General features: G+C 62.4%; 14 protein-coding genes and 1 pseudogene. 8 read left to right on the top strand and 7 right to left on the bottom strand.

The window, feature by feature from the left end:
* Positions 1-13: 13 nt before the first annotated feature.
* Together PSEK12I1_RS0112690 and PSEK12I1_RS0112680 are read right to left on the bottom strand one after the other, a co-directional pair.
* On the bottom strand, positions 14-319 hold the full coding sequence (locus tag PSEK12I1_RS0112690; protein WP_155951371.1) for a hypothetical protein: 306 nt from the start codon (positions 317-319) through the stop codon (positions 14-16).
* Positions 320-638: 319 nt separating this feature from the next.
* Positions 639-875 (bottom strand): hypothetical protein, encoded by a 237-nt coding sequence (locus PSEK12I1_RS0112680; RefSeq protein ID WP_231500998.1) that lies wholly within the window; start codon positions 873-875, stop codon positions 639-641.
* Between the two features lie 210 nt (positions 876-1,085).
* Between PSEK12I1_RS0112680 and PSEK12I1_RS0112675 the strand changes: the two genes are divergently transcribed.
* From PSEK12I1_RS0112675 to PSEK12I1_RS0112640, 8 genes and pseudogenes are all read left to right on the top strand, one after another.
* Positions 1,086-1,790, top strand: a complete 705-nt coding sequence (locus PSEK12I1_RS0112675) for a hypothetical protein (RefSeq protein WP_027601748.1) — start codon at positions 1,086-1,088, stop codon at positions 1,788-1,790.
* A 12-nt stretch (positions 1,791-1,802) separates the two neighbouring features.
* Entirely contained in the window at positions 1,803-2,555 is a 753-nt protein-coding gene (locus PSEK12I1_RS0112670) for a TIGR03759 family integrating conjugative element protein (protein ID WP_051399106.1), read from the top strand.
* Positions 2,540-3,118, top strand: coding sequence for a transglycosylase SLT domain-containing protein (locus PSEK12I1_RS0112665; RefSeq protein WP_027601746.1), 579 nt, complete (start codon positions 2,540-2,542; stop codon positions 3,116-3,118). Before PSEK12I1_RS0112670 ends, PSEK12I1_RS0112665 begins: the two co-directional genes overlap by 16 nt.
* Positions 3,115-3,609 carry an integrating conjugative element protein gene (locus PSEK12I1_RS0112660; RefSeq protein ID WP_027601745.1) on the top strand — a complete coding sequence of 165 codons (495 nt, stop codon included), beginning with the start codon at positions 3,115-3,117 and terminating at the stop codon, positions 3,607-3,609. Before PSEK12I1_RS0112665 ends, PSEK12I1_RS0112660 begins: the two co-directional genes overlap by 4 nt.
* A gap of 207 nt (positions 3,610-3,816) precedes the next feature.
* Complete coding sequence (locus PSEK12I1_RS24775; RefSeq protein ID WP_155951369.1) at positions 3,817-3,990, top strand: hypothetical protein; 174 nt, start codon at positions 3,817-3,819, stop codon at positions 3,988-3,990.
* Positions 3,991-3,992: 2 nt separating this feature from the next.
* On the top strand, positions 3,993-6,158 hold the full coding sequence (gene traD / locus PSEK12I1_RS0112650) for a type IV conjugative transfer system coupling protein TraD (RefSeq protein WP_027601744.1): 2,166 nt from the start codon (positions 3,993-3,995) through the stop codon (positions 6,156-6,158).
* 40 nt (positions 6,159-6,198) lie between these two features.
* Positions 6,199-6,945: a TIGR03747 family integrating conjugative element membrane protein gene (locus tag PSEK12I1_RS0112645; protein ID WP_027601743.1), complete on the top strand. Its 747-nt coding sequence runs from the start codon at positions 6,199-6,201 to the stop codon at positions 6,943-6,945.
* A gap of 107 nt (positions 6,946-7,052) precedes the next feature.
* Positions 7,053-7,451, top strand: a pseudogene (locus tag PSEK12I1_RS0112640) (DNA helicase); the annotation flags it as partial.
* Between the two features lie 40 nt (positions 7,452-7,491).
* Here the strand turns inward: PSEK12I1_RS0112640 and PSEK12I1_RS0112635 are convergent.
* The 5 genes from PSEK12I1_RS0112635 to PSEK12I1_RS0112615 all read right to left on the bottom strand — a co-directional run bounded on the left by PSEK12I1_RS0112635 (position 7,492) and on the right by PSEK12I1_RS0112615 (position 13,090).
* Entirely contained in the window at positions 7,492-8,667 is a 1,176-nt protein-coding gene (locus PSEK12I1_RS0112635) for an L-rhamnonate dehydratase (protein WP_027601741.1), read from the bottom strand.
* A gap of 141 nt (positions 8,668-8,808) precedes the next feature.
* Entirely contained in the window at positions 8,809-9,729 is a 921-nt protein-coding gene (locus PSEK12I1_RS23745; protein ID WP_231500997.1) for an amidohydrolase, read from the bottom strand.
* A gap of 2 nt (positions 9,730-9,731) precedes the next feature.
* Positions 9,732-10,658 carry a YncE family protein gene (locus PSEK12I1_RS0112625; RefSeq protein ID WP_027601740.1) on the bottom strand — a complete coding sequence of 309 codons (927 nt, stop codon included), beginning with the start codon at positions 10,656-10,658 and terminating at the stop codon, positions 9,732-9,734.
* A gap of 27 nt (positions 10,659-10,685) precedes the next feature.
* Positions 10,686-11,984 carry an MFS transporter gene (locus PSEK12I1_RS23740; protein WP_051399105.1) on the bottom strand — a complete coding sequence of 433 codons (1,299 nt, stop codon included), beginning with the start codon at positions 11,982-11,984 and terminating at the stop codon, positions 10,686-10,688.
* A gap of 92 nt (positions 11,985-12,076) precedes the next feature.
* On the bottom strand, positions 12,077-13,090 hold the full coding sequence (locus PSEK12I1_RS0112615; protein WP_027601739.1) for a 4-hydroxythreonine-4-phosphate dehydrogenase PdxA: 1,014 nt from the start codon (positions 13,088-13,090) through the stop codon (positions 12,077-12,079).
* Between the last annotated feature and the right edge of the window lie 286 nt (positions 13,091-13,376).

Genomic DNA, 13,376 nt, shown 5'->3' with positions numbered 1-13,376 from the left:
ACGGTTGCCTGCCTTACGGGAAGTATGTGTCCCTTAACTCTCGCGCAATAACATTTAGCTGGCCTGGCTTACCGAGTGTCTCGTCAACGGTTGGCAGCTGCATACCGTCTCCGAAGTATTCGGGGTGACCATTGTCGTCATAGAAAAACTCGCTTGGAGACGCGTCCGCCTGTGCGGCATAGATATCGTTGATTGTCGATACCGCTAAAGAGCGGCTTGCCCCTTTAAAGACCAAGGTTGCTGCCTCGCGGCTCTTCTGGTCCTTCAAGCCCTCCTCGAAATCTTCTTGCTCCTGCGCCAAGATCACTTCTTTAGTCACGGCAACCCCCTATACGCGTTCTATTAATTAGACTGGTCTAGCTTAGCTCTGACTAACGAGTGTCCGAGCTGACAAACAGCAGCAACGCCGATGAGCATGACGATGAGAGGAGCAAAATCCTCAGCGAGGCCCCGCTGGTCAAGCGGGTGACCGCTGAGCTCTGCAACGAAGACAAGTGTGATCATTGAGAAAATTGTTGCGAAGGCACACCAAAATGAGATTCGGTAGCCCTTCTTCAAGTGCGCTGCGCGCTTTGACCATTGGTCGTTATTCATAGCCCTCTCCGATACAAGTTTACCCCACCAGAACACCAGCAATATCACACGCCGTCAAAGCTGGCGACTCCGGTCCGGAATGGCTTCCACTCATTTTCAGGGGTACCAGGAAGGCAGATCGCCACGCTCACCTGCTGCCCAGCCTGTGGATCGGCCGGCTTTATCGCCACGTGACGATAAACGGTGAAGTCGGGCCTATACATCGTCGAGCTCTGGCTCCGATGGTATTCCCAGATGCCGTACCCGTTCGAGGTACTCACCTGGCGCTCCAGATTGATCACGCTACCTTTTTCCAGCCGAATCACTAGCACCTTGGTAGCCCTCTCAGCCAAAGCGCGCATCATAACCTGCCCGCTCTCAGCACCTGGCCGAAGGGCGATCTATGGGCTGTTGAACCCCGAAACCTAACCTCCTGAGACCTGGATAAGGTTTCCTACTGACCCCCTTCAGCGCTTCTGCGACCGTGCACGGCATCCTGTGCGAGGTCTCCTATGAAGCGCCCTTCCCTATCGCAAACACTCGTCGCGACCGGCTTTTCAGCCTTGTCTGGTGCGTGCCTGTATCTCTACGTTGAGCTGTCCCATGTCAATCGCGACCTGAACGCCACGGCTGACCAGAACACGGTGCATGCCATCACCCAGCGTCTGGACAAGATGCAGGATCAGATGGATGGCTTCGCCGGCGGCAAGCCAGTCCAGGATGCGGATTTCCGGGCGAGCCAACAGGCGTTGTCGCAGCGCATCGATACCGCCCAGGCCATGCTGGTGGAGATCCAGCGCGCCAACCAGACCGCTTTGCAGGGAATGGCCCAGGCGGGCGACCTGGTCGTGCTCGAGGCCAAGCTGGAAGGACTGCAAAACGACCTGGGGGACCTGCGCAAAAAAGCAGTGGAGCCGGCCAAGGCGCCGCCCCCACTTATCGTCCCCAAGCAGCGCAGCGCCCCGGCGATCGCGCGTAAGTCCGAGCCGGTCAAGCCGGTCGACACCCCTCCCCCCTTCACTGTCGTCGGCATCGAGTACCGCGGCGGTGAGCGCTTCCTTGCGGTCGCGCCTCCCGGCAGCACCCAGCTCAGCGAGCTCTCCTTGGTGCGCCCAGGAGACAACGTCGGCGGCACCCGCTGGCGGCTGGCCAACCTCGACGACCGCCAGGCGCAGTTCAGCGTCGACGGCGCGACCCGCACCCTTTCCGTCAAGTAGTAGAGGCAACTCATGCGCCCCCAGTCCCCTCTCTTCCCGGCGAGCCTTGCGATCGCCCTCATCCTGCTCTCGCCATCCGCGCCGGCACTCACCGCAGACCTTGTCGCCCCCCAAGTCTTCTCCGGCGAAACAGGTAGCGCTGAGCGTCAAAGCGCGGTCCAGCGTAACGACAGCGCCATCGCCCAGGAATGGGGCCTGAGCAGTCAGGAATTCCAGCGCTACCGGACCCTGATGCAGGGCAGCCGTGGAGTCTACTCACCTGGCCTGGATCCGCTCACCGCCCTGGGCATCGAAGCCCAGTCCGATGCCGAGCGGCGCCGCTATGCCGAGCTGCAGGTTCGCGCCGAGGCGCAGCGGGTGCAGAAGGAGCTGGCCTATGACCAGGCCTACCGCGACGCCTGGAATCGCCTCTACCCGAACATGCAGCCGGTACAAGCCGGCGGCCAGGCAGCGCCCCAGGCAAGTCCAGCTGTGCGCGGTAATGGGCGGCTCGCCGTGTTCGTGACCGATAGCTGCGCCGCCTGCATCGAGCGGGTCCAGACACTGCAGAGCGCTGGCCAGGCGTTCGACCTCTACCTGATCGGCAGTCAGAACGACGATGCCCGTATCCGCCGCTGGGCCGTGCTCGCCGGGGTCGATCCGGCCAAGGTGCGCGGACGGCAGATCACGCTCAACCACGACGCCGGCCGCTGGGTCCAGCTGGGCCTGGGCGGCGAACTGCCGGCCGTTGTCCGCGAGGTGAATGGGCAATGGCTACGGCAATGACCAGGGCGCTCGCCGCCGGCCTCCTCCTGCAGTTGATCGCGGCGGGGGTACTGGCATCCGAGACACCGCCCCCGGCCTATCAACTGGCTGCCCATCAGGCGGGCATCCCCTCTGAGGTCCTCTACTCGGTAGCCCTGCAGGAGAGTGGTACCCGATTGCGCGGCAGGGGCGCACAGCTGGTCCCCTGGCCCTGGACGCTCAATGTCGCCGGCGCCGGCTATCGCTTCGCCACCCGCGCTGATGCCTGCACTGCGCTGCTGGTCGCGTTGAGCACCGCCGGCGCCAAGCGCGTCGACGTCGGCATCGCACAGGTCAACATGGGCTGGAACGGCCATCGCTTCGGCCGCGGCGTCTCGCCCTGTGAGGCACTCAACCCCTACAAAAACCTGGAAGTCGCAGCGCAAATGCTTGCCGAGCTGCGCGCCCAGGGCGGCGACTGGATCAACGTCGCTGGCCGCTATCACCGTCCCGCCGGCGGCGCCCCCGCTGCCAAGTACCGCGAGCTCTTCGCCAAACACCTGAGCCGGGTCACCGGCATGACATTGCTGGCCTCGAATCCATGAAGCAGATCCTCTCACTCCTCATCCTGACCCTGCCGCTGGCCGCCCAGGCCACCAGCCTCACCGTGGTCGAAGACCGCGGCGGCGTCTCCGCCTTGCCCTACTACCAAAGCCTGAATCCGGAGCCGATGCAGGCACAGCAGCAAGCGCCGCTACCACAGCCTGCCCAGGCCTTGGGCTTCCCCGTGCGATCGCAGCGGCTCACCCCCGGCACGGTCCAGGGGCGCGCGCTGAACGCGCCTGGCCTGCAGCCATTCTTCCTGATTGGCGACGACGACCTGTCTCGCCAGTGGCTGGCCAGCCGTGGCGAGACTCTTCAGCGACTCGGCGCCGCTGGCCTGGCGGTCAATGTGGCCAGCGCGCAGCGCCTGGCCGCGATCCGCAGCTGGGCCCCTGGGCTGGCCATCAGCCCCGCCGTTGGCGATGACCTGGCTGCCCGCCTCGGGCTCAACCACTACCCCGTACTCATCACCCCAACCGCCCTTGAGCAATAGGAGATCCCAGTGCCCAGCTCTCAGACTCCACACTCAGCCGCTGATGATGCCTCCAAGCCGAATGCGCATGGCGCCAGTCCATCTCAGGACGAATCCCTCAGTTACCCCGTCACCTTCGGCCCAACACGGTCAGGGGCTTCCTACTATCTGACGATGGTCATTCGCTTACCTGACCACCAGAAAGCACGCGCCGCCCTGGCAGGTGACGTGGAGGTTCTGGTCGACCTCCATGGCGGCGAGATCACCGGCCGCTCTATGGACGATGAGATCACCCTCTGCGAGCGCTTCGAAGCAGCGCTGCCGCGTGGCCAAGCCGAGGCTATCCGCAAAGAGCACGCCGCGGCCCTGCCGCTGCCAGGCGCTGGCGAGCTGGAGCGCTGACCATGGCTCGTAATCATGCCCTGGACACGCTGCTGCGGCCTGCGGTGGAGCTCTACACCGTGCAGGTGTGCCTGGCCATGGCCTTCCTGTGCGTATTCGCGCCCTGGGCCGTCGCCCTGACCCCGTTGTTCGGTCTGGTCACGGCCGTCGCCTTTCTTGCCTTCGGCACCTACCGCTTCCGCCAGGCGCTGCGCGTGCTGCGCTACCGGCGCAACATCCGGCGGCTGTCGTTCTACAGCATGACCAGCAAGGAGATCCCGGTCAGCAACGAGCGCTTGTTCATCGGCAAGGGCTTTCGCTGGGAGCAGAAGCACACCCAGCGCCTGGTCGACACCTATCTGCCGCAGTACGCCCCCTACGTCGAGCCGTCGGAGTGGACCAACAGGGCCCGGCGCCTCGAGGCGCGCCTAGAGTTCGCCCCTTTCCCGCTCACCCTGCTGGCCAAGGCCACCGCCTGGGATAACGCCGCGAACCCGTTCCGACCGCTGCCTCCGGTGGGCGGTCTGCCGCGCCTGCACGGCATTGAACCTGAGGAGCACGATGTCACCCTGCCGTTGGGCGAGCGAGTGGGTCACACGATCGTCTTGGGCACCACTCGGGTGGGCAAGACGCGCCTGGCCGAGCTCTTCATCACCCAGGACATCCGTCGCAAGCGGCGCGGCCAGCATGAGGTGGTGATCGTCTTCGATCCCAAGGGCGATGCCGACCTGCTCAAGCGCATGTACGTCGAGTGCGAACGCGCCGGCCGGACCAACGAGTTCTATGTCTTCCACCTGGGGTGGCCGGACCAGTCCGCCCGCTACAACGCGGTGGGCCGCTTCGGCCGGATCTCGGAGGTGGCCACCCGCGTCGCGGGCCAGCTGTCCAGCGAGGGCAACTCGGCGGCATTCAAGGAATTCGCCTGGCGCTTCGTCAACATCATCGCTCGGGCCCTGGTCGCCCTCGGCCGGCGGCCGGACTACCTGCAGATCCAGCAGCACGTGATCAACATCGAAGGGCTGTTCCTGGAATACGCCCAGAAATACTTCGATGAGCACGACCCCAAGGCCTGGGAGAAGATCATCTTCATCGAGAGCAAGCTCAACGAAAAGAACGTGCCCTTCAACATGAAGGGGCGGCCGTTGCGCGTGATCGCCATCGACCAGTACCTCAACCAGACTCGCGTGATGGATCCGGTCATGGACGGCCTGCGCAGCGCCGTGCGCTACGACAAGACCTACTTCGACAAGATCGTCGCCTCGCTGCTGCCCCTGCTGGAGAAACTCACCACCGGCCGCATGGCCGAACTGATCGCCCCGGACTACCACGACGTCAATGACCCGCGACCGATCTTCGATTGGATGCAGGTGGTGCGCAAACGCGCTGTGGTCTACGTCGGCCTGGACGCCCTCTCCGACACCGAGGTCGCCGCGGCAGTTGGTAACTCCATGTTCTCCGACCTGGTCTCGGTTGCCGGCCATATCTACAAGTACGGCATCGATGATGGCTTGCCCGGGGAGGCCAGCGGCAAGGTGGCCATCAACCTGCACGCCGACGAATTCAACGAGCTGATCGGCGATGAGTTCATCCCCATGATCAACAAGGGTGGCGGCGCCGGTCTGCAGGTGACGGCCTACACTCAGACCCTGTCCGACATCGAGGCCAAGATCGGCAACCGCGCCAAGGCCGGGCAGATCATCGGCAACTTCAACAACCTCTTCATGCTGCGGGTCCGCGAGACGGCGACGGCTGAGCTGCTGACCAACCAGTTGCCCAAGGTGCAAGTCTTCACCGCTACGCCAGCAAGCAGCGCGAGCGACGCCGTCAACGGCAAGACCGCCTTCACCTCCAACACCCATGACCAGCTCAGCGCCACCAGCGTGCCCATGCTGGAGCCCGCCCATGTGGTGGGCCTACCCAAGGGCCAGTGCTACGCGCTGATCGAGGGCGGCAACCTGTGGAAGGTGCGGATGCCGCTGCCGGCGGTGGATCCGGATGAAGCGATGCCCAAGGACCTGCAGGAGCTCGCGGAGAAGATGCGCAAGGCCTACCAGGTGGGCCAGGCCACCGGCAGTGAGTGGTGGGAGGCTCCAGGCCAGCGCCGTGTCGCAGACGACCTGCCCTTGGACCTGCAGGACGACTTCCGGCAGATGGCCCAAGGCGCCGCTGACGAAGGAGATGCTGCATGACCGCCAGCTTTGATCATGACCACCCCAGAGGATGCCGCTAATGGCCGACGTCGCCCAGCGCGCCCAGCAGCAACAGGTCAAGGAGCAGACCTTCATCGGGTCGGTGCTCAGCTTCCCCTTCCACTTCATCGGCGTGATGTTCCTATCCCTGGGCGGCGCCATCCTGGTGGACTGGCTCTGCCTCTACTTCCTCTGGCCAGGGGCTGGCTGGCACCACGCCAAGGGCATGCTCGATCACGAACTGGCCTGGCTGTCGCAGGGGTTTCTATCCAGCGTTGTCGTCCAGGAGCCCGGGCACACGGCGACCTGGTTGGTGGGGCTGCTCTACGACTGGCTGTTCGTGAAGACGGGTTTGGTCCACTGGCTGACTGGGATGCAGCAGCTGGCCGCCGCCGGCCCACGTGGCGAGCTGGATCTGCGCTACATGGCCGCGCAAGGCATCACCACTGTGCAGACCTACGGCCTGTCTGCCCTCTTCACCGTGCTGGTGTTCTGCGTGCGCCTGGTGATCCTGGTGCTCGCCGTGCCGCTCTTTGCCATGGCCGCCCTGGTTGGCTTCATCGACGGCCTGGTGCGGCGGGACATCCGCAAGTTCAGCGCCGGCCGCGAGTCGAGCTACTTCTACCACAAGGCCCGCAGCACCATGCTGCCGCTGGCCCTGTTGCCCTGGTCGCTCTACCTCGCTTTGCCGTTCAGCGTGAGCCCGCTCCTGGTACTGCTGCCCTGTGCCGCCCTGCTGGCCCTGTCAGTGAACCTCACGACCGCCTCATTTAAGAAGTACCTGTAGTCGTCGGCCTGCTCCGCGGCCGCAACCTGGCCACAAGGAGCGCCCTCACGCCATCAATATGCAGGGGTGGTATTGAATCCCTGTCCCAGCCGATCTGGAGTTACCCCATGCAGTGGACCCCTGAGCAAGCCCCCGCCATCGCGTCAAACGCCCGCAAGCTGCAGATCCAGGCCTTTGCCGGCACCGGAAAGACCACCACCCTGGTGGGCTACGCCAGCGCCCATGCGGACGTGCAGATGCCCTACCTCTGCTACAACAAGTCGGTGGAGATGGCGGCGAAGAATCGCTTTCCGCGCAACGTCACCTGCAAGACCGCCCACGGCCTGGCCTACGCGGTCTATGGCACCCAGTGCCAGCACAAGCGGGCCGGCAACCTGCGCATCACTGAGGTCGCCCGAGTGCTGAACACCCAGGACTGGGAGCTGGCCAGAGACGTCGTCAATACGCTCAGCACCTTCATGGCCAGCGCCGACCTGGCCCTGGACGGCCGCCACTTCGCCCGCTTTCTTGCGTTCGCGCAGGCGACTAGGTTTCGGACTAATACTTTTACTCGATAACGTCGAAGTCCTTGAGATGCTCTTCGGACAGCTCCAGGCCCAGGCCGGGCTTGTCGTCGTCGAGTTGCAGGTAGCCGCCGACGGGCTGGGGTTCACCCTTGAAGACGTAGTAGAAGAGTTCGTTGCCTACCTCCACGTCGAACACCGGGAAGAACTCGGCCATGGGCGAGGCGGTGCTGGCCATGGTCAGGTGGTAGTTGTGCATCTGACCGGCGTGGGGGATGACCGGTACCGACCAGGCTTCGGCCAGGGCGTTGATCTTGCGCGCGGCGGTGATGCCGCCCACACGGTTGGTGTCGTACTGGATGACGTCCACGGCGCGGCGTTCGAGCAGGTCCTTGAAGCCGTAGGAGGTGAATTCGTGCTCGCCGCCGGAGATGGGCATGATGCCCATCTTCTTGAGTTCGACGTAGCCTTCGATGTCATCGGCGATGACCGGTTCTTCCAACCAGCGCGGTTCGAATTCGGCCAGTTTGGGCAGCATGCGGCGGGCGTATTCCAGGGTCCAGCCCATGTAGCATTCCAGCATGATGTCGACGTCGGGACCGGCCAGTTCGCGCAGGGCGCGGACCTGCTCGATGTTACGGCGCATGCCAGCCGGACCGTCCTTGGGGCCATAGCCGAATCTCATCTTGAGGGCGTCGAAGCCCTGGTTGAGATAGCCCTGGGCTTCTTCCAGGAACAGATCAAGGTTGTCGTTGGCGTAGAGCTTGGAGGCGTAGCAGGGGATCTTTTCCTTGGTGCGGCCACCCAGCAGCTTGAACACCGGCTTGTCTACCGCCTTGCCCATCAGGTCCCAGAGCGCCAGGTCGACGGCGGAGATGGCGGCCATGCCGATGCCCTTGCGGCCCCAGGCGTGGGTGCGGCGATACATCTTCTGCCAGAGGTATTCGTTGTCGAAGGGATCCTGGCCCATGACGATGGGCGTCAGGTACAGGTCGATGATCTCCTTGGCCACCCGCGGCGCCAAGGCGCAGTTGCCGAGGCCGACCAGGCCGCTGTCGGTTTCGATCTCCACCACCAGCCAGCCGTGGAAGCGGAAGGAGCCCATGGCGTCGCCGCGCTCATAGAGGATGTCGGTAGCGTTGGTGCAGAAGTGCGGCTGGGGCGGGACGACCTTGCCTTTCCATTCGAAGACGCGGGTACGGACGTTTGTAATTTTCACGATGAGGCTCCTGGATTCTTAGAGGTTCACGCCGAAGCATGTCTGTCGACTGTAGGAGCAAGATGAAGCCGGTACTAATCAATTCCTCGCATGCATCAATAACTTGAGGAAATGGCAAAGCTACAGTGTTTGTCTTCACTGTTATGGGACAGGAGGCGCTAAAGGGATGCGGTAAACCCGTTGAGCGGTCTGCCAGAAGAAGGCCTCACGCTGTTCCGGTCTGTCCTCGGCTAGAAAATTCTCAAAATGCGCCACCAGTTCGGCATAGCCGATACGCAGGCCGGCCACCGGGAAGTTGCTGGCGAACATGCAACGCTCATGACCGAAGAGCTCCAAGGTGTCGCGCACCAGACGGCAATTCTGTTCCACGTCCCAGCCGGGTTCGGGCAAGCCGAACTCGGAGACCTTGACCGCGACTTGTGGCAGCCGCGCCAGGGCACTCATGCCCCGTCGCCAGAGTGCCAGCCCACTGGGGCTACGATCCCAGGGTAGGCCTGTGTGATTAAGTACGACGGTCAAACCAGGATGTGCTTCGAGGAGGGTGGCAGCCTCTTCCAGATGCCACCAAGGTACGCGCAGATCCCAGCTCAGGCCGAGACGCTGCAACATCTCCAATGCTCCGTGCCAGGCAGGATCCTGCAAGCTGCCCAACTGGCCGCGAATAGACTCGGCGTCATGGGGCCTGCGGGCCGTCACCGGTTTGTAGCGGATGCCGCGTACTAACGACGACTGAGCCTGAACCTCCAACACCTGCTCGGCACTGGGGTCCAGCAACGGTGCCCAGGCCACCAAGACGCTGGGCAAGCCAATGCGTGCCTGTTGCTCGATCAACCAGCGCGTTTCGGCAAGCGGATCGCTCCGGGCGTGCTCGGCTTCGCAATGCACCGATCCCAGCAGTCGTAAGCCAACGGCATCACGCTGAAAGTCCTCAGGCAGGTAGTTGCAACGCAGCGCCCGGTAATCGCCGAGAAAGAAGCCCGGCTCGCCCTCTCCCTGCAGCCAGGGATAGTTCAGTCGGCCCAGATCCCAAAGGTGATGGTGGGCGTCGATCAGGGCGCGCACTGTCATACCACTATGACCTGGGACACATCCGGCTCTAGCAGGGTGTTGAAGTAGCGGCGCATCTGCCAGGTCTCCAGATCAAGCATACCTACACGCTGGTCCTTGAGGGTCACAAAGGCCAGATCACGGGTGGGATGCAGACTCATGGCGATAGCAGTGCTCTCAAGCTCGATGCGCCCAAGTGGTTGCAGGCGCTCGTCGAACACCGACAGCGAAGTTTCGCCATAGTTGGTGACATAGAGCCGGTCGCGGCGGTCGCGATAGATGCGCGTCGGATCACTACCCGTGCGACCGCGGGCGACGATTTCCAGGCTTCGAGTATCGATGGCGACGATACCGTTGTCCCCGCGGGTGCTGACGTAAAGCAAACGCTCGTCATGGCTGAAGCAATTGCCTTCCGGGCGGCTGCCGGGCTGCAGCGGCTCGGGTGCCCGGGTCGGATCCTGGGGCGCGAGACGGGTAACGGTGTTGCTCAGTAGGTTGAGGGCGAAAGCCGTCTCGCCATCGCGACTCAGGGCCACCAGATGGCTCTTGTAGCCGCCTGAGGGTATGGCGCGATCAGGGACGTCGCGGCGCTCCGGCTCATCGAAGATCAGCAGAGTGGAGTCGGCCTCACTGAGCACATAGAGGCGACCATGCTCGTCCAGCGCCAAGCCGTGGGGACGACGAAAAGGCCATAGATTGAGGGTTCGGACATGCTTGCGCTCTTGCAGGTCAATGACGAATACCGAGCAGCCCCCCTCCCCCTGGTGGCTGGAAGTTTCGATGCCGTAGTGGCCGACATAGGCGTAGCGATTGGCCGAATCCACCACGAATTCATGGGGAAACTCGGGCAGGCGAATATGCTCCAGGGCCTCCCCGCTTTCAACGTCATAGAAGCTGAAGGTGTGGGCACACTTTTCTACCAGCAACAGGATTTCACGACTCATAGTTCACTCCGAATTAATAGGGACGGATCAGCTTTCGCAACGTTTAGGCAGCGCTAGCGCGAGGACAGATGCCATCGCTAGGGACAGCGCTAGGCAGAGCACTCCGGCGCCTTGATCAAAACGCACGATAAGGACACCGACCAGATATGGGCCGCAGAAGCCTCCCAGGTTGCCCAGCGCATTAATCAGGCCGCGAGCGCCACCGGCAGCCTCGGCACTGAACAACCGCGGTGGAATAGTCCAGAACACCCCGGCGGCCGACTGCAGAAAGAAGCCGCAACCTACCAAGGCGGCGTAGGCCAGCCAGAGGTGCTCATGCAGAAGGACGGACAGGAACAGGCAGGTAGCGAAACCAGCCAGCGGCAGGCAAACGAACAGGCGCCGGCGACCTGTGCGGTCCGATAGATTCGAGAACAGAAACATCCCGGCCAGCGCGGCGAGATAGGGAAGGATGGCCAGCATCCCAACCATGCCCATGCCACTATGGGTAAGCTCCTTGAGGATGCTAGGAAGCCACAGCGTGTAGCCATAGATGCCGAATTGGTAGAAGAAGTTGACCGCGATGAGGTGCCACAGCGTGCGCTCCGGCAAGATCTGGATCAGCGACTGCTTGGCCTGGCCTTGAGCTCGCAGACGCTCCTGTTCGGCACTAAGGGTCTGAACCAGATAGTCGCGCTCAGTACTGGACAGCCACTTGGCCTCCTGAGGGCGGTCGCTCACGGTAAGCCACCAGATCACCATGACCAGGGCCGAGACAATCCCAGCACTGATGAACAGCACTCGCCAATCGTAGACCGCGATGATCCAACCAGAGAGCGGTGCGCTGATAATCCCCGCAAGAGGGACGAACATGATGACGATGGCATTGGCGCGGCCACGCTCGTGATCTGGGAACCAGTTCGCGACCATGGTCAGCACCACTGGCAACATCCCACCTTCGGCTACGCCTAGTGCAAAGCGCAGAAACAGCAATTCGTATTCGTTGCGTACCAGACCGGTGAGCACTGAAATGACCGCCCAGGCCAGCAGTGACCAACCGATAAAAGCTTTACCACTGCCATGCACGGCGATCTTGCCACCCGGAATCTGCAGGAACAGATAACCGATGAAGAAGATACCGCCCGCGAGTCCGACCATACTAGCCGACACTCCCAGATCGCTGGCCATGCCCCCGGGCATGGCAAACGCGATGCTGATGCGATCAACGTAGGACATTATGCAGGCGATAAGGATAGGCGGAATGACCCTGAGCCAGCGCTGCTGGGGCACCTGCGCATCAACCTTAGCTGCGGCGGACAGGCCAGATTCTTTAGTAAGGCTGCTCATGGCCGTAGCTCCTTCGCGAGCGAGACAGCCAAACGACGGGCAATAGCACCCATAGTGATACTCCTTTTTTGTTGTTGTGGAGGGACAAACCTTTAGCGTTTCGTGCTACCCATGCGACAGGCGACCTCGAACGCTTGGCGCGTAGCGCCAACGTTGGCGCTACCCAGACCAGCAATGTCGAAGGCGGTGCCATGGGCGGGCGTGGCGATGGGAATGGGCAAACCGCCCTGCACCGTCACGCCGCGGGAGAACCCCATTAGCTTGATCGCGATCTGGCCCTGGTCGTGGTACATGGTCACCACCGCGTCGAAGGCGCGGTTATCGCCCTGCACCTTGAGAAAGATGGTGTCAGCGGGATAGGGGCCATCGGTGTCAATGCCCAGCGCCTTTGCGCGCTCTATAGCCGGGCCGATGATGTCGATTTCCTCGCGGCCGAAGCTGCCGTTGTCGCCATTGTGCGGATTGAGGCCGCAGACACCGATACGCGGCCGTGCCAGGCCGCTGCGTTTGAGCTCGTTATCGATCAGTTTGATGGCTTCGATCACCCGCTCTTGGCTAAGCAGGTTTGGGACGTCCTTGAGGGCAACGTGGGAGGTCACCCGCGAGGTCCAGAGGTCGTCGAGCACGTTAAATTCGCAGAATGGTCCCTGGTAGTTCAAGTGCTCGGCGAACCAGTGCAGCTCGTCACTGTGGTCCATGCCTGCCAAATGCAGCGAGGTCTTGTTTAGGGGGCCGAAGAGGATGGCATCGGTGTAGCCGGTTTTGGTCAGGTCAAGGGCGACGGCTAGAGTGTCCAGGCTGTAGCGGCCGCCGACTACACTAGGTTCTCTGCGTGGAAAGCGACCTTCGGCGGCTCCGCGATACGGGTATAGCAGGGGGAGACCGTCTTCGAAATCTAGTGCATCGAGGCAGTCAATGGCACTGTAAGAGAAACTGCAGCCAGCAATGCGCATACCGTTACGCACTTCGTCCTCATCAGCGATCAGGATGATGTGCGCGCTGCGACGGACTGCCGGATCAGACAACAGACGTGCGATCAGCTCAGGACCGATGCCCGCCGGGTCGCCTAGAACTACGGCTAGTCGGGGCAGTGAAGAAGTCGTCATAGAAAATCCTCGGAACAGTAAAAACGCAGCGAAAATTGGCTGCTGGGGAGAGCGCTACAGGGCTTAGTTACCGGAAAGGTCATGATGCTGAGATATGCGGCGCGACCATGAATAGGCTTGCGCTACCCATGCGTGGGCACTACAAACTCGAAGGGCGATGTTCATGGGAGGCTTTGCTCAGTTGTTCTTCTGCACTGACTATCGCCATTGTCTGCCATAACCGTCCAATCAAAGCTGCTCATAGGTACATAGCCTACGGTTATGTCTAGCACGGGCGCTTCAGGCC

Origin of the sequence: Pseudomonas sp. MOIL14HWK12:I1 (assembly GCF_000510705.1) — a bacterium.
GTDB classification, from domain to species: Bacteria; Pseudomonadota; Gammaproteobacteria; order Pseudomonadales; family Pseudomonadaceae; genus Chryseomonas; species Chryseomonas oryzihabitans.
Note: the sequence above shows the minus strand (reverse complement) of the source record. Positions and strands in the feature narration are given on the sequence as shown.

Coding starts and splice junctions, on each gene's coding strand:
- PSEK12I1_RS23740 (WP_051399105.1), bottom strand. CDS start 11,984: ATGAGCAGCCTTACTAAAGAATCTGGCCTGTCCGCCGCAGCTAAGGTT.
- PSEK12I1_RS0112615 (WP_027601739.1), bottom strand. CDS start 13,090: ATGACGACTTCTTCACTGCCCCGACTAGCCGTAGTTCTAGGCGACCCG.
- PSEK12I1_RS0112670 (WP_051399106.1), top strand. CDS start 1,803: ATGCGCCCCCAGTCCCCTCTCTTCCCGGCGAGCCTTGCGATCGCCCTC.
- traD (WP_027601744.1), top strand. CDS start 3,993: ATGGCTCGTAATCATGCCCTGGACACGCTGCTGCGGCCTGCGGTGGAG.
- PSEK12I1_RS0112675 (WP_027601748.1), top strand. CDS start 1,086: ATGAAGCGCCCTTCCCTATCGCAAACACTCGTCGCGACCGGCTTTTCA.
- PSEK12I1_RS0112665 (WP_027601746.1), top strand. CDS start 2,540: ATGGCTACGGCAATGACCAGGGCGCTCGCCGCCGGCCTCCTCCTGCAG.
- PSEK12I1_RS0112645 (WP_027601743.1), top strand. CDS start 6,199: ATGGCCGACGTCGCCCAGCGCGCCCAGCAGCAACAGGTCAAGGAGCAG.
- PSEK12I1_RS0112660 (WP_027601745.1), top strand. CDS start 3,115: ATGAAGCAGATCCTCTCACTCCTCATCCTGACCCTGCCGCTGGCCGCC.
- PSEK12I1_RS0112625 (WP_027601740.1), bottom strand. CDS start 10,658: ATGAGTCGTGAAATCCTGTTGCTGGTAGAAAAGTGTGCCCACACCTTC.